Origin of the sequence: Enterobacter sp. WP_7_1, assembly GCF_003688535.1 — a bacterium.
Lineage (GTDB): Bacteria > Pseudomonadota > Gammaproteobacteria > Enterobacterales > Enterobacteriaceae > Enterobacter > Enterobacter asburiae.
The window spans coordinates 1,228,516-1,243,274 of the sequence record NZ_REFK01000001.1; the positions used below are offsets into that span (position 1 = coordinate 1,228,516).

At 55.4% G+C, this 14,759-nt stretch carries 13 protein-coding genes; 6 read left to right on the forward strand and 7 right to left on the reverse strand.

What is annotated here, in order from left to right; all coding sequences use genetic code 11:
• Positions 1 to 42: 42 nt before the first annotated feature.
• The gene (locus tag BJ885_RS06115; protein ID WP_121931393.1) at positions 43 to 1,023 is read right to left on the reverse strand and encodes a nitrilase family protein; all 981 of its coding nucleotides are present in this window, start codon (positions 1,021 to 1,023) and stop codon (positions 43 to 45) included.
• A gap of 100 nt (positions 1,024 to 1,123) precedes the next feature.
• Between BJ885_RS06115 and BJ885_RS06120 the strand changes: the two genes are divergently transcribed.
• Entirely contained in the window at positions 1,124 to 2,038 is a 915-nt protein-coding gene (locus BJ885_RS06120; protein ID WP_220683621.1) for a LysR family transcriptional regulator, read from the forward strand.
• Here BJ885_RS06120 and BJ885_RS06125 read toward each other — a convergent pair.
• Entirely contained in the window at positions 1,962 to 2,312 is a 351-nt protein-coding gene (locus tag BJ885_RS06125) for a helix-turn-helix domain-containing protein (RefSeq protein WP_029739383.1), read from the reverse strand. The two genes, BJ885_RS06120 and BJ885_RS06125, sit on opposite strands and share 77 nt — an antisense overlap.
• 336 nt (positions 2,313 to 2,648) lie before the next feature.
• On the opposite strand from BJ885_RS06125, the gene BJ885_RS06130 reads away from it, so the two are divergent.
• Both BJ885_RS06130 and oqxB read left to right on the forward strand, forming a co-directional pair.
• Complete coding sequence (locus BJ885_RS06130; protein ID WP_121931394.1) at positions 2,649 to 3,824, forward strand: efflux RND transporter periplasmic adaptor subunit; 1,176 nt, start codon at positions 2,649 to 2,651, stop codon at positions 3,822 to 3,824.
• 23 nt (positions 3,825 to 3,847) lie between these two features.
• A complete protein-coding gene (gene oqxB, locus BJ885_RS06135; protein WP_023311530.1) occupies positions 3,848 to 7,003 on the forward strand; it encodes a multidrug efflux RND transporter permease subunit OqxB in 3,156 nt (1,051 codons plus the stop codon).
• 96 nt (positions 7,004 to 7,099) lie between these two features.
• Here the strand turns inward: oqxB and BJ885_RS06140 are convergent, their stop codons facing one another.
• From BJ885_RS06140 to BJ885_RS06150, 3 genes are all read right to left on the reverse strand, one after another.
• Positions 7,100 to 7,579, reverse strand: coding sequence for an Rrf2 family transcriptional regulator (locus BJ885_RS06140; RefSeq protein WP_029739386.1), 480 nt, complete (start codon positions 7,577 to 7,579; stop codon positions 7,100 to 7,102).
• 137 nt (positions 7,580 to 7,716) lie between these two features.
• Positions 7,717 to 9,105, reverse strand: coding sequence for a HAMP domain-containing sensor histidine kinase (locus BJ885_RS06145; protein WP_121931395.1), 1,389 nt, complete (start codon positions 9,103 to 9,105; stop codon positions 7,717 to 7,719).
• Positions 9,105 to 9,782 carry a response regulator gene (locus BJ885_RS06150; protein WP_029739388.1) on the reverse strand — a complete coding sequence of 226 codons (678 nt, stop codon included), beginning with the start codon at positions 9,780 to 9,782 and terminating at the stop codon, positions 9,105 to 9,107. The genes BJ885_RS06145 and BJ885_RS06150 overlap by 1 nt, the downstream gene beginning before the upstream one ends.
• Before the next feature lie 203 nt (positions 9,783 to 9,985).
• Here BJ885_RS06150 and BJ885_RS06155 point away from each other — a divergent pair, with 203 nt between their 5' ends.
• Positions 9,986 to 10,822, forward strand: coding sequence for a MipA/OmpV family protein (locus BJ885_RS06155; RefSeq protein ID WP_121931396.1), 837 nt, complete (start codon positions 9,986 to 9,988; stop codon positions 10,820 to 10,822).
• A gap of 123 nt (positions 10,823 to 10,945) precedes the next feature.
• Here BJ885_RS06155 and BJ885_RS06160 read toward each other — a convergent pair whose 3' ends face one another.
• The gene (locus BJ885_RS06160; RefSeq protein WP_223604024.1) at positions 10,946 to 11,494 is read right to left on the reverse strand and encodes a hypothetical protein; all 549 of its coding nucleotides are present in this window, start codon (positions 11,492 to 11,494) and stop codon (positions 10,946 to 10,948) included.
• A gap of 253 nt (positions 11,495 to 11,747) precedes the next feature.
• Here BJ885_RS06160 and BJ885_RS06165 point away from each other — a divergent pair, with 253 nt between their 5' ends.
• Both BJ885_RS06165 and BJ885_RS06170 read left to right on the forward strand, forming a co-directional pair.
• Positions 11,748 to 12,173: a VOC family protein gene (locus tag BJ885_RS06165; protein ID WP_121931397.1), complete on the forward strand. Its 426-nt coding sequence runs from the start codon at positions 11,748 to 11,750 to the stop codon at positions 12,171 to 12,173.
• Positions 12,174 to 12,342: 169 nt separating this feature from the next.
• Positions 12,343 to 14,064: a SulP family inorganic anion transporter gene (locus BJ885_RS06170; RefSeq protein WP_121931398.1), complete on the forward strand. Its 1,722-nt coding sequence runs from the start codon at positions 12,343 to 12,345 to the stop codon at positions 14,062 to 14,064.
• 35 nt (positions 14,065 to 14,099) lie between these two features.
• On the opposite strand, the gene dmsD is transcribed toward BJ885_RS06170, so the two are convergent.
• Positions 14,100 to 14,714: a Tat proofreading chaperone DmsD gene (dmsD, locus tag BJ885_RS06175; protein ID WP_121931399.1), complete on the reverse strand. Its 615-nt coding sequence runs from the start codon at positions 14,712 to 14,714 to the stop codon at positions 14,100 to 14,102.
• Positions 14,715 to 14,759: the final 45 nt, after the last annotated feature.

Sequence of the window (14,759 nt, forward strand, 5' to 3'; positions counted from 1 at the left end):
TAACAGTTCCTGGTTTATCTTGCAGCTAAAATTGCTCACAATTTAGCGAGCAGGGGGCACATTCGAAAATCGTGCGCTGATCGCATCACGTTCATAGCCCTGCGGCTGCGTCAGTATCTGGTATAAATCAGGACGACGACCGTGGATCCAGCGGCGACCGGTGCTCATAGCAAGCAGGCTTAAATCCAGCTCAGCGCTCACCATCGCATCTTCAGCCGCCCAGGTTTCATTCACGATCCTTCCATACGGGTCGAGGATCATGGCATTGCCCGTGCGCACCTCGTCGTCATCCGCACCGACACCGTTGCTGAAGAGAAGAAATACTCCGTTGTCATGCGCGCGGGCTGGCAGCCAGCGCATGAGCCATCCCCGGCCGCTTGGCCCTTTGAATGCGGCCGTAATTTCGTCCTTGCGCGTTTCCCGCTCCTCCCAGAGCGCCAGCGGAACAGGCTTCATCCCGTGAGGGCTTCGGGAATCGGTACCGCCTGTTTGATGCGGCGCGAGAAGAATATCGGCACCCAGCAGCGCCGTCGCGCGTACATTTTCAACCAGATTATTGTCCCAGCAAATCAGGATCCCGACCTTCACGCCCCACGGCGTATCAAAAACGGTAAAGCTATCCCCGCTGCTGATGGCAGGATGTTCAAAAGCATGGAGCTTACGATGCGTGTGCATTGAGCCGTCCGGCATACAGGCAACATACGCATTGTAGAGGCGACCATCGTCGGCGCGTTCAATAAGTCCGGCGCCAATAAGCATTTGATGTTTTATCGCCAGGGAACGAATGAGCGTCAGGGAAGGGCTGTCAGCAATCGGCTCTGCCAGCGCAGACACTTCCGCTGCGTTGAGCTTAGGGACATGCCAATAGCCGGTGATGCACATTTCAGGGAAAGTGAGAATGTTCACCTGCTCAAGCGCCGCCTGTTCAATAAATTTCTCCATTATCAGGAGGTTGTATTTTTTGTTACTGGCCTGATGCTGAAACTGTACGGTTGCCGCCTTTAAGGATGTCAGTTCGTTCATGATGCGTCTCCGGTTGTCATTGAGACTGAATTACATAACGATTACCGATAACTGTATAATCAAAACATTTCTGAATTCGATAACCATCTGGAATGCGAAAATGAACACCCGGTTGCTAAAGGCGTTTTTGATGCTGGCGGAAAAAGGTAATTATGCCGATGCGGCGCGGGCGCTGTTTATCTCGCAGCCGGCATTGACCAAACAGATCAATCTCCTCGAATCACAGGTGAATATGTCTCTGTTTACACGAGGTCGTCACGGCGCAATGCTGACCGCCAGCGGCAGGCGTTTGCTGCCAGAGGCCGAAAAAGTGGTCAGGCAGACCCGGCAATTTATGCTGCACGCTGAGCGGGTATCGAAAGGGGTTGAAGGGCATATTTCCGTCGGGTTCGGACTCTCAAGCTTTTATCTGGCGCCACGCTGTATCGCTGACTTTCGTCGGGACTATCCGGAAGTAGAAATGTCATTGACGGATCTGCCTTCCTTCCAGCAGTACGAGCGTTTACAAAATGATGAGCTACAGGTCGGTTTTGTCAGGGTTCCTCCCCCCGTGGCGCTTGAATACCTGCCGTTATTTACCGACCGGCTGGTTCTGGTTGCGCCCGCCGCGTTGCCGACACTGTCTGCCGCAGAGTGGCTCACGAAACGCCCTCTGTTGCGGCTTTATGATGAGCGAGGGCGGGGTTTAAACGCGCAGATTGACCGCTTCCTGCATGACAACGGCCTTTTCGTCTCATCGACTCAGCTGACTGACGATATCCAAACTATCGTCGCGATGGTGGTTGCGGGTATCGGTGTGGCCATTCTGCCCACCAGCGTGACGCATATCGCGCCGCCGGAGCTGGCGATTATTCCGCTAGCGGGAGAGTCAATCAGCTGGAAGGTGGGCATCGCCTGGGACGCAAGCAGGGAGGATGTCATCCGTGACAATTTCATTGCTAGCGTAGCTGCTGCGTTTCCGGGCCAGCCATGCTCCGCCGCCATGCCCCGGGCGCCTGACCATACTGACGCTTAAAGCTGCGGTTGAAGGACTGCTGGGAGTCGAAGCCCAGCGCGATCGCCACGTTCAGAATCGGCTCATCGCTGCGGGTTAAGCGCTCAACCGATTTTTGCAGCTTTTGCGCGCGGATATACCCGGCGAGGGGATAGCCCGTATGCTCTTTGAACAGGCGCTGGAGGTGCCATTTTGAGTAGCCGGACCGCCTGGCGACGGACTCAATGTCCAGACGGCTATCCAGGTTGTTGTCGATCCAGTCGAGTAAATCATGCATAAATGCGCCAGTGTTCATCTGGTTACTCCCACGCTGCCTGTCAAAAGGTATCTTTGTCTGTTGCATTAAAAGGTGGCGCGTTTTTGTATTAATTGCAAGTTTTATTGTTGCATTTAAATCCCTGACCGAAACGGGTCTTTTCACATCCGATCAAATAGCACATAAAGTGCAACAATTATTCTTGCACTTAGTTAAGCGCCTTCCTACAATCGCCGCGATAGTGTATTCGCAACTGTTACAGTTTTGTGGCGATGAACGACACAAATGGCCTTGAGACAGCCACCGGACAAAGGAAGTGGCGCAGTGCCTCCTGCTGCGTCTTGCCCGGCGGCGACAATTACCGGAATAAAAATAATGAGCCTGCAAAAAACCTGGGGTAACTTTCATCTGAACGCGCTGGGGGTCATGTTGCTCTCCGTGCTGCTCGTCGGATGCGACAACAGCGTCGCGCAAAACGCCGCGCCGCCTGCGCCCGCCGTCAGCGCTGCTGACGTGGTGGTGAAATCCATTAGCCAGTGGGATAGCTTTAACGGCCGGATTGAAGCGGTGGAGAGCGTTCAGCTCCGTCCGCGCGTTTCCGGCTACATTGATAAAGTGAATTACACCGACGGCCAGGAAGTGAAGAAGGGCGAGGTGCTGTTCACGATTGATGACCGAACCTATCGCGCGGCGCTGGAACAGGCGCAGGCGAACCTGGCGAGAGCCAAAACGCAGGCCAGCCTGGCGCAAAGTGAGGCTAACCGTACCGATAAGCTGGTCAATACCAACGTTGTCTCCCGTGAAGAGTGGGAGCAGCGTCGTTCGGCCGCCACTCAGGCGCAGGCCGATATTCGCGCCGCGCAGGCGGCGGTTGACGCCGCGCAGCTCAACCTGGACTTCACCAAAGTCACCGCGCCTATCGACGGTCGCGCCAGCCGAGCGCTGATCACCAGCGGAAACCTGGTGACTGCGGGCGACACCGCCAGCGTCCTCACCACGCTGGTCTCGCAGAAGACGGTTTACGTCTACTTTGACGTGGACGAGTCGACCTACCTGCACTACCAGAATCTGGCCCGCAGCGGGCAGGGGGCGTCCAGCAATCACACGGCGCTTCCGGTTGAGATTGGCCTGACGGGCGAGGAGGGCTATCCCCATCAGGGCAAAGTGGACTTCCTGGATAACCAGCTGACGCCGAGTACAGGCACCATCCGCATGCGCGCGCTGCTGGATAACGCCCAGCGTCAGTTCACGCCGGGACTTTTTGCCCGCGTGCGCCTGCCGGGCAGCGCGGAGTTCAAAGCCACGCTTATCGACGACAAAGCGGTGCTGACCGATCAGGATCGTAAGTACGTTTATATCGTGGATAAAGAGGGGAAAGCGCAGCGCCGTGACATTACGCCGGGCCGTCTGGCAGGCGGTTTACGCATCGTGCGGCAGGGTCTGAACCCTGGCGATAAAGTCATCGTCGAGGGTTTACAAAAAGTGTTTATGCCGGGTATGCCGGTTAACGCCAAAACCGTTGCCATGACCGCCACCAGCGCCCTCAACTGATACCTTGACCTGAGAATCCATCCATGGACTTTTCCCGCTTTTTCATCGACAGGCCGATTTTTGCCGCGGTGCTGTCGATTCTGATTTTTATCACAGGGTTAATCGCCATCCCGCTGCTGCCGGTGAGCGAATACCCTGACGTCGTGCCGCCAAGCGTGCAGGTGCGCGCGGAGTACCCGGGCGCCAACCCGAAAGTGATTGCCGAGACGGTGGCGACGCCGCTGGAAGAGGCGATCAACGGCGTTGAGAACATGATGTACATGAAGTCCGTCGCGGGTTCCGATGGCGTGCTGGTCACCACCGTCACCTTCCGTCCGGGTACCGATCCGGACCAGGCGCAGGTTCAGGTGCAAAACCGCGTCGCGCAGGCCGAAGCGCGTCTGCCGGAAGACGTGCGGCGCCTGGGCATTACCACCCAGAAACAGTCCCCGACGCTGACGCTGGTGGTGCATCTGTTTTCGCCTAACGGCAAGTACGACTCCCTGTATATGCGTAACTACGCCACGCTGAAGGTGAAGGACGAGCTGGCGCGCCTGCCCGGCGTCGGCCAGATCCAGATTTTCGGCTCGGGTGAATACGCGATGCGCGTCTGGCTGGATCCCAACAAGGTGGCGGCCCGCGGGCTGACCGCGTCGGACGTGGTCACGGCGATGCAGGAGCAGAACGTGCAGGTATCCGCCGGGCAGCTTGGCGCCGAGCCGCTGCCGAAAGAGAGCGATTTCCTGATCTCCATTAACGCCCAGGGCCGTCTGCATACCGAAGAAGAGTTCGGCAATATTGTCCTGAAAACGACGCAGGACGGTACGGTCGTCCGCCTGCGCGACGTGGCGCGTATCGAAATGGGCTCCGGCAGCTATGCGCTGCGTTCCCAGCTGAACAATAAAGACGCGGTCGGGATTGGTATCTTCCAGTCTCCGGGAGCGAACGCCATCGATTTGTCTAACGCGGTGCGTGCGAAAATGGACGAGCTGTCCACGCGCTTCCCGGCGGACATGAAGTGGGCGGCACCTTACGATCCGACCGTTTTCGTGCGCGACTCCATCCGCGCGGTGGTGCAAACGCTGCTGGAAGCGGTCGTGCTGGTGGTGCTGGTGGTGATCCTGTTCCTGCAAACCTGGCGCGCGTCGATCATTCCCCTGATCGCGGTGCCGGTTTCGGTGGTGGGTACCTTCAGCATTCTCTACCTGCTGGGCTTCTCGCTGAATACCCTGAGCTTGTTCGGGCTGGTGCTGGCCATCGGCATCGTGGTGGACGACGCCATCGTGGTGGTGGAAAACGTCGAGCGAAATATTGAAGAGGGGCTTGCTCCGCTTGCGGCGGCGCATCAGGCGATGCGCGAAGTCTCGGGGCCGATCATCGCGATTGCGCTGGTGCTGTGCGCGGTGTTTGTGCCGATGGCGTTTCTCTCGGGCGTTACCGGGCAGTTCTACAAGCAGTTTGCGGTGACGATCGCGATTTCCACGGTCATCTCCGCCATTAACTCGCTGACGCTCTCTCCGGCGCTGGCGGCACTGCTGTTAAAACCGCACGGCGCGCCGAAAGATTTTCCGACCCGGCTTATCGATCGTCTGTTCGGCTGGATTTTCCGTCCGTTTAACCGCTTTTTCCACCGCAGCTCGAACGGCTATCAGGGGCTGGTGGGCAAAACGCTGGGACGACGCGGCTCGGTATTTGTGGTGTATCTGCTGCTGCTCTGTGCCGCAGGCGTGATGTTTAAAGCGGTGCCCGGCGGGTTTATTCCGACGCAGGATAAGCTGTACCTGATTGGCGGCGTGAAAATGCCGGAAGGTTCGTCGCTGGCGCGCACCGATGCGGTGATCCGCAAAATGAGCGAAATCGGGATGAATACCGAAGGCGTGGACTACGCGGTCGCGTTCCCGGGGCTGAACGCGCTGCAGTTCACCAATACGCCGAATACCGGGACGGTCTTCTTTGGCCTGAAGCCGTTCGACCAGCGCAAACATACTGCGGCGGAAATTAACGCTGAGATCAACGCGAAAATCGCGCAAATTCAGGAAGGTTTTGGCTTCTCCATCCTGCCGCCGCCGATTTTAGGGCTGGGTCAGGGGTCGGGCTATTCCTTGTACATCCAGGATCGCGGTGGTCTGGGCTATGGCGCGCTGCAAAACGCGGTGAACACCATGTCCGGTGCGATTATGCAGACCCCGGGAATGCACTTCCCGATCTCAACCTACCAGGCTAACGTTCCGCAGCTGGACGTGCAGGTCGACCGTGACAAGGCGAAAGCGCAGGGCGTATTGCTGACCGATCTTTTCGGTACGCTGCAAACCTATCTGGGCTCGTCGTACGTGAACGACTTCAACCAGTTCGGCCGTACCTGGCGCGTGATGGCGCAGGCCGACGGGCAGTTCCGCGACAGCGTGGAAGATATTGCGAATCTGCGCACCCGTAACAGCCAGGGTGAAATGGTGCCGATTGGCAGCATGGTGAAAATCACGACCACCTACGGTCCGGATCCGGTGATTCGCTACAACGGCTACCCGGCGGCGGATCTGATTGGCGATGCCGACCCGCGCGTGCTTTCGTCTGCGCAGGCGATGACGCAGCTGGACGCGATGTCTAAGCAGATCCTGCCGAACGGGATGAACATTGAATGGACGGATTTGAGCTTCCAGCAGGCCACCCAGGGCAACACGGCGCTGATCGTCTTCCCGGTCGCGGTGCTGCTGGCGTTCCTGGTCCTGGCGGCGCTGTATGAAAGCTGGACGCTGCCGCTGGCGGTGATCCTCATCGTGCCGATGACCATGCTCTCCGCGCTGTTTGGCGTCTGGCTGACCGGCGGCGATAACAACGTCTTCGTGCAGGTGGGGCTGGTGGTGCTGATGGGGCTGGCGTGTAAAAACGCGATTCTTATCGTGGAGTTTGCCCGCGAGCTGGAAATTCAGGGCAAAGGCATTATGGAAGCCGCGCTGGAGGCGTGCCGCCTGCGTTTACGTCCGATTGTGATGACCTCCATCGCCTTTATTGCCGGGACTATTCCGCTGATCCTCGGCCACGGGGCGGGCGCAGAAGTGCGCGGCGTTACCGGGATCACGGTCTTCTCCGGGATGCTGGGCGTGACGCTGTTTGGTCTGTTCCTGACGCCGGTGTTTTACGTAACGCTGCGTAAGTTTGTGACGCGCGGGAAAAAAGAGGAAAGAGACGTTCTGCCCGCGTAGGAATGCAGCAGATAATAAAAAACCGCCTTCATTATGAAGGCGGTTTTTTTACATCAGAATGTGGGCCGGGTAAGCGCAGCGCACCCGGCAAGATCGTTAAGACGTTTTTTGATACTGGGCAATAAGGTCCGGGAGCGGATCCCATCCGCTGCTATCGGCGTTTTTGACCGCTTCCAGGGCGCTTGCCACGGTATGGCGGGCCAGTACCGCTAACGAAGCCTCCTCGGCTTCTTCGGATATCGATTTGAAGTACCAGCAGGCGTTAGCGCTGACCACGCAGCGGGCCGGTACGTCAGGGCGCGACGCCCAGAGCTTTTTATCTTCGATAACCGAAAGGTAGATGTCGCGCAGGGTGATCTCTTCCGGCGGGCGACCAAGATGAATTGAGCCGTTACGGCCAAGCGTTGAGACGATAATGCCGTCACGCGTCAGCGGAACCATCAATTTGCGGATGAAGCTCGGGTTCGCTTCCAGGCCGTAGGCCAGAATCGCACTCGTGGAACGTTCACCCAATTGCTCCGCCATCGCTACGCTGAGAACCATCTGCAAAGCTGTCGGGAAGCGGTAATCTAACATTTCTCTGTCCTGGGTTGCGGTGAATCTTGTTCTTTTTGGCACCGCAGAGGTGAATAAGCAATAAACAACAATATAACAAATACGGTAATTATTTTGAAGCAATCTGCGGCATTTGCGATCGAACCCCCTGTTCTGATTTAGCTAAACGTGCGGTTCGGGAAGTCAACCGTCACCATCAGGCCTCCTTCAGCGGAAGTACTCAGGTTTACGCTGCTGTTGTGTTGCTGCGCCACCGCTTTGACGATGGCAAGCCCCAGCCCGCTCCCGCTTTGCACCTGATTGGGGTCGCGGAAAAACCGGTCGAACACGCGTTCGCGCAGTTCAACCGGAATACCGGGCCCTGCATCTGAAACGCGAAGCCGCGCGAAGCCATCTGATGTGCAGATGTCGACCTGAATCCGCCCGCCCTCGGGATTGTACTTCACGGCGTTCTCAATGAGGTTATCAATAAGCGACACCAGGCGTTCCCTGACGCCAGCGATCCAGATGTCATCCTCAGCGAAGAATTCCAGCTCAATTCTGCGCGCAGAGGCCAGCGGTTCCAGCTCGGCCATTCGCTCCTGAATGAGCGTCGTCAGCGGCACGGGCTCCATCTCTGTATCAATGCGCGCTTCGCTGTGCATCATCAGCAGCAGCTGGTTGACGAGACGCGCTGCCCGGCTGTTGCTGCGAATCACCCCCGCAAGCAGCTCCTGCTGGCTCTCGCTAATGACCCAGGACTGCAGCGCTTCCACGTTGATGCGCATCGCTGCGAGGGGGGTACGCAGCTCGTGCGCGGCATCCGCAATGAAAACCCGTTCCCTTTCCGCGCTTTCGCGCACTCTGGCAAGGAAGTCATTGGTCGCATCCACCATCTGGCGAAGCTCCCTGTGTCCGGGAACGGCTTTTAAAGGGGAGAGATCGTCAGGCGCGCGTAACGTAATTTCATTGACCACCTTGTTCCAGGGGCGCATCGCAATGCGGATTGACAGCCACGCGGGAAACAGAAGAAAAGGGAAGCAGACCAGCAGCGGCAGGATGTAGTAGCCACGCGAGTTCAGGTAGATAAAGAAGTTCCAGCCGCTGGCAGGGGTGAAGAGGGTAACTTCCACATCGGAGTGGGCGGATTTGAGGGTGCGGCTGGTCCAGACGCGACCTTCACTCTGCACGTGCTCCATTTCCCCCAGCCGGGTATTTATTACCCCTGCAGGGGCACCCTCTGACGAAAAAATAACGGCATTATTCTTGCGAACGATGAGGTTAATCGACAGCACGGGATCTTCCCCGCCGCCATAGCCCTCACGCAGCGCCTTGCTGAAGGCTTCCAGCACTGCGGTGCGATCCTGCGGGCGTCCGTCCATCCTCTCAACCAGGGTAAAAAGGGTTTCATAGGTATTACTGCCCGTGATAATGGGAGGACTGCGCAGGTCCTCCCACAGGATGAAGGTTACGAAAAGACACCACAGCAGGGTAAGCAGCAGCATCTGGGCGATGATAATTCGCCGTACCAGGGTTGGGCGCCTCAGGTGATACCAGACGTTTCGCATTAACCGGTCACCTTCTGGACTGAAACGGTATCAATGACATACCCGACGCCTCGCACCGTTCGCACATAGCCGTCGCCGATTTTTCGCCGCAAATTTCCCATATGCACGTCGAGCGCATTGCTGAGGTTCTCTTTGTTGCCGAATATCCGTTCTTCCAGAAACCGTCGCGTAATCACGCGGTCCGCGCGCAGCATCAGCGTTTCCAGCAGCGCATATTCACTCGCCGTCAGGTCTACGTGGCGCGCGCTCACCGTCACGCGACGCGTCGGAACATGAAGCGATAATCCTCGAATTTCTATCGCCTCATTCTCGAAACCGTAGCTGCGCCGCGCCAGGGCTCTCACTCGCGCCAGCAGCTCGGCGAGAATAAAAGGCTTGACGAGATAGTCGTCCGCACCGGCATCCAGCCCGCACAGCCGGTCCTGCAGCGTGCCTCGCGCCGTCAGGATGATGACCGGGATCCCTTTGAGCTGCTGACGCAAACGCGTCATCAGGCTCATGCCGTCGCCATCGGGCAGCCCCAGGTCGAGCAAAATAAGTTCCGGCACGCAGACGTTCAGCTGATGCAGCGCATCCTCTTTGCGGCGTACCCATATGACGTCAAATCCTTGATCCGAGAGGGCGATACGTACACCGTTGCCGAGATCCAGGTCGTCTTCGATTAGTAGAATTTTCACACTGGTAAATGTATCAACCGTGAATGAAGAACATCTTAAGAAAAAAACGGTATCAGGAAACCTGCCCGGTTTACAGCACCGGCTCGCGCTTCAGTGTTTCTTCATGTTCGGCTCATAAGAACCTTAGGGTCGGTATTCAAAATGGGCGTTCTGGCGGTTAACCGCATGCATCGTCATCATTTGAATCCAAAAGGGCTTCTTTAATGAGAAACATCGAACTTCGTCATACGTTCCCTCATTTATTTCCGGGCCGCAGCCTGAAAAACATCGTGCCGGGCGTCGTTCTGGCGTTACTGGCCACGCCTGCACTGGCGGCAGAACAGAGCCAGGGTAACATCTTAACGCTGGGGGGCGGCGTGGACGTCGCGCCGCGCTACTCGGGTTCCGATAAAACCCGCGTCAGTGCGGCTCAGGTGGTGGATTATGCCATGGCAAACGGCTTTTTTATCGGCACCACGCGAGGGATCGGTTACGGCAACAACATCGGCAACCTGGACTACAGCGCCGCGCTGAGCTATCGAGTTGGCCGTAAAGATAAAGACGTGAGCAGCGATTCGATCAGCTCCGGCAGCGACGAGCTGCGGGGGATGGGCGAGATAAAAGGCTCTGCAATCGTTGTGCCTGGGCTTGAGTACAGGGTGACCGACTGGCTTCACCTGCAGATGCAGGCAGAGGTACCTGTTTCTGAAAGAGACAACGGTGAAGCGGTGCATTTCGGCATTTCCAGCCCGTTCTATACCTCACCAAAAAATGAGGTGACCCTGGCGCTGACCGGCAGCTGGGGATCCGACAAGTATATGCAGATCTACTACGGCGTCAGCGCCGCTCAGTCGAGCGCATCGGGATTTGCCCGACATGACGCCGGGGCAGGGATTTATGCCTGGTCGATGAATCTGGACTGGACCCACAAGCTCACCTCGCGCTGGAGCGTCCTTGCCTCAGCGGGCGTGACGCAGCTGACGGGGGATGCGGGTGATAGCCCCATTGTTCAACGCAAAACATCGCCCACGGGGAGTTTGAAGGTGACGTACAGTTTTTGATTGTTGGCTGCAGTGGCTTAACGTTTTGAGCACGCTTTTGCGGTAATTAAAGCCGCTCCGGTTGAGATGGCGGGGCGGTTCCCTTTGCAGACAGTTACAGCACTGCACACGCGGCTGAAGGATTTATCTAAAGCTCCATTGTGCCGTAATGACAAACACGGAAGGTATGATAATACCCACATCCATTCCAAAATAAGACGTAAAATTATACTGGAACCCATGATATATATAGGGAGAAAATCCTATCCCCGTTGCTTTTTTAAAATCATGGTATGAACCATGGTCACCACAATCATCGAAAGTATCAAAGAAAAATTCACCTACATATCCATAGATTCCTTTAAAAACCCAACCGTTATCCCAACCAGCCCAGTCTCTTCTTACGCCGGCAGCCAGGCATCTGTCATTAAAGCTGTTTTTCATTGTCCCTAGCACAAGACTGTATTTCGACGTATCCGAGAATTTCCTCTCCACGGATATGAACTTATTTTCAAAGTTCTCCGTGTATTGTCCTCGATTATGCGTCAGATGATAAACGTATGAGCCGGTGTTTATTGAATACAGATTTATTTCATCTGCAGAGCAATGCAACGTAAAAAGATAAAAACTTCCGCACCACAGCCATGTGGGCCATCTTTTCCGATCTGTCTGCTTATGTGGAATATTATCCATATTCGCTCACTTTGGCTAACGTACTGAAATTATAAGGACTGTTTTCGGTCTTCAGCTGGATAAATTTTAGCATACATACGAAAACTCGAGATATTCACGTCGCGGATGGGGGCCGAAATTACGATAGAACATGTTCTGCGAACCCTTACCCCACGCGCTTACAGGAGTGAAAATCAGCCTTTTTGCCGCCGCTAAAATCATAGCCTCTGAGGTATAATCGCTGTTCAGAGAACGGCAAAGAGGATGTGACAAGATGCTGACTTATATCACTATAGGTACAAATGATCTTCAGCGCGCCGCGGCGTTTTATGACGCGATTTTTAACGTGCTTGGCTATTCACGTTTGCCGGCCTGGACAGAGGACTGGGCAATGTGGGGAGATGAAAATAATCCGGATGAGGGGTTCAGCTTCTGTATTTGCCCTCCTTTTGACGGGCATCCTGCAACGGCGGGAAACGGAACAATGTTCGCATTCCGTGCAGATAACGCGGAGCTTGTCAGACGTTTCCATGCAGCAGGCCTTCTTGCGGGAGGGAAGAGTGAAGGCATGCCAGGGACACGAACCGCGTACGGCCCCGATTTTTATGTTGCCTATCTGCGCGATCCTGACGGGCATAAGCTGGCATGCGTTTGTCAGCATTATTCTCCTGAAGCCGATACGTTCCCAGACGAAGAATAGTCACAAGCGGTCGTTTTTGAACTATGTTTAACATCAGTCAGAATAATAAAGAGTTGAACTGTTATTAGATTCTGAACAGTGGCGCCTTAATCCGGAGCATTCGAAAGCCAGAACCTCACTGAGAAGTGTGCCAGCATGACGTGGCTAATATCCCTATCCGGAGAACAACGTGTTCGGAAAACAATTATTAAACTACATGCCAGGTTTACAAACTTTGTTAGCCTACGATAAAAGCTGGCTAAAACATGATGTTAAAGCCGGCTTATCCGTTGCGGCTGTCGCGCTACCCGTGGCCATTGCCTATGCTGAATTGGCAGGTGTTGGGGCGATAGTGGGGCTTTATTCCTGCGTTTTACCGATGATAGCGTATGCACTGTTTGGTTCTTCACGTCAGCTTATTGTGGGCCCTGATGCCACGACCTGCGCGGTGATTGCGGCCGTCGTGTTTCCTCTTTCTGCAGGTAATCCCGAACTGCACTGGCAGCTGACCATTATCATGACGTTGATGATGGGCGGGTGGTGCCTGCTTGCCAGTAAATTCCGCCTGGGCGCACTTGCCGATCTGCTTTCTCATCCCATCCTTACGGGTTTGCTTAATGGCGTTGCCGTGACGATTATTGTCGGGCAATTAGGCAAGGTGTTGGGGATAAAACTCGACGAAGCGCAGGTTATTGAGAAAATAATGGCCTTGCCAGGACGTCTTTCAGACAGCCATTTATTAACCGTTGGAATATCGCTTTTAACGTTAATTATTTTAATAGTTATTAAAACGTATCGCAGCCACTGGCCAGCACCGTTGATTGCCATTGTGATGACAACGCTACTGGTATGGGCGACATCTGCACAACAGTATGGTATCGCCACTATTGGAGGGGAAGGCTTCCAGCCTGGTTTACCCGTCGTTAACTGGGGCGCGTTTCAGCCCGGTCCGATGCGTGATTTAGTGATTCCGGCTTTGAACCTGGCGCTGGTCAGTTTTGTCAGCCTGATGCTGACCGCCCGCAGTTTCGCCGCGAAAAATGGCTATGAAATTAATGCTGATGCAGAGTTCAGAGCGCTGGGTATTGCGAACATTATGTCTGGGTTATCTCAGGGGTTTGCTATCAGTGGAGCCGATTCCCGGACCGCGGTTAATGATTCAGTGGGTGGGAAAAGTCAGCTGGTTTCCATCGTCGCAGCTTTACTCATCGGTATCGTAGTGGTCTTTTTCACTCAGCCATTACAATTTATTCCGGTATCTGCATTAGGTATTGTTTTGATGTACGCATCCTGGTCATTAATTGATCTGCGCGGGTTATGGAATCTGAGGCGAAGAAATAAACAGGCATTTCGTCTGGCCTTTTTCACGTTTGGCTGTGTGTTAATTATCGGCGTTATCCAGGGGATCGGCCTTGCGGTGTTGCTTGGCCTGTTACAGTTTCTGCGTACGGTGTTTCGTCCCTCTGAACACTTACTGGGAACTGACGAAGATGGAATGATTCACTCATTAGGTAATACGACCGATATTAAAATGGTCCCGGGCGTGCTGATGTATCGATTTAACTCACCGTTGACCTATTTTAACGTGGCTTATTTTAAACGTCGGGTATTGAACCTGGTTGATGGTGCAGCATTACAACCCAAATGGGTGGTCATTGACGCCGTTGCTTGCTTCACCTATTCAGACATCAGCGTTCTGGCAACCATTAATGAGTTAAAGCGTGACCTGAAGGGGCGACAGATTACGTTAATCCTTGCGGGCAGAAAAACGGAATTAACGCGCTGGTTTAAAGATAGCCGACCAACAATGAATGATGATGACATGATTCTGGCGCCAGACCTCTATCTGGCACTTCGGTTCATTCAAAGCAAAGAGAGTGCGAGTGAATCAGGTGGCGAGGTAATGAGCTAAAGGCTTGCCCGCCACCCGCGAGCAAGCCACATCCCTTAGCGATACAGCGTCTTTTCCGCAACCGGAATAAGCAGCCCGGATCGCCAGTCCGCGAGCGTTAGCTGCGCAAGTCTGCCCAGCGCGGCATAAAACGGATGCCCGGCGTTGTCGACAAACACCGACAGGAAGCGGGTGCTCCACGGCAGCAGGTGCCACGCCAGAAGCTGCTCGCACTCCGCTTCGCGGCCAGTCTCGGCCAGCCACGCCGCGAGCAGCAGCAAGGTACCGAAATGATCTTCCGGCTCATTCTGCTGCATCTCAAACGCGATATTGTTCTCACGCATCCACTGGCGCAGCGCGAGGGTCGAGTCGCCAAACAGCACGGATTCACGGTCCAGCCAGACGGAACCCCACGGCGGAGCGGGCAGGGCATACGGACCAATAAACAGCCGTTGCCAGGCGTCCGCCAGCGGCTCATCGTAAGATGAGGCAAACGTATCGGCAACGGGCTGCAGCGTTTCTGCAGGCAGGGGCCAGTCCTGAACCCATTCGCCAGCGGTGAGCGCTTTCACCAGCGGCGCGGCCTGCTCGCTGTCGGGAGCGAAATAAAACAGCGCGCCCAGCACCCGGGCGCTGAACGCGAACGATTCACTATGTGAGACGTCTTTCATTAAACCTTCCTTGCTCGCGCGGATGACGCCCGCGCGGCTGTGTTA

Excerpts from the sequence above, each read along its gene's own strand:
- BJ885_RS06165 (WP_121931397.1), top strand. The coding sequence starts at position 11,748 with ATGCTGACTTATATCACTATAGGTACAAATGATCTTCAGCGCGCCGCG.
- BJ885_RS06130 (WP_121931394.1), top strand. The coding sequence starts at position 2,649 with ATGAGCCTGCAAAAAACCTGGGGTAACTTTCATCTGAACGCGCTGGGG.
- BJ885_RS06115 (WP_121931393.1), bottom strand. The coding sequence starts at position 1,023 with ATGAACGAACTGACATCCTTAAAGGCGGCAACCGTACAGTTTCAGCAT.
- BJ885_RS06155 (WP_121931396.1), top strand. The coding sequence starts at position 9,986 with ATGAGAAACATCGAACTTCGTCATACGTTCCCTCATTTATTTCCGGGC.
- BJ885_RS06145 (WP_121931395.1), bottom strand. The coding sequence starts at position 9,105 with ATGCGAAACGTCTGGTATCACCTGAGGCGCCCAACCCTGGTACGGCGA.
- oqxB (WP_023311530.1), top strand. The coding sequence starts at position 3,848 with ATGGACTTTTCCCGCTTTTTCATCGACAGGCCGATTTTTGCCGCGGTG.
- BJ885_RS06125 (WP_029739383.1), bottom strand. The coding sequence starts at position 2,312 with ATGAACACTGGCGCATTTATGCATGATTTACTCGACTGGATCGACAAC.
- BJ885_RS06140 (WP_029739386.1), bottom strand. The coding sequence starts at position 7,579 with ATGTTAGATTACCGCTTCCCGACAGCTTTGCAGATGGTTCTCAGCGTA.
- dmsD (WP_121931399.1), bottom strand. The coding sequence starts at position 14,714 with ATGAAAGACGTCTCACATAGTGAATCGTTCGCGTTCAGCGCCCGGGTG.
- BJ885_RS06160 (WP_223604024.1), bottom strand. The coding sequence starts at position 11,494 with ATGGATAATATTCCACATAAGCAGACAGATCGGAAAAGATGGCCCACA.
- BJ885_RS06120 (WP_220683621.1), top strand. The coding sequence starts at position 1,124 with ATGAACACCCGGTTGCTAAAGGCGTTTTTGATGCTGGCGGAAAAAGGT.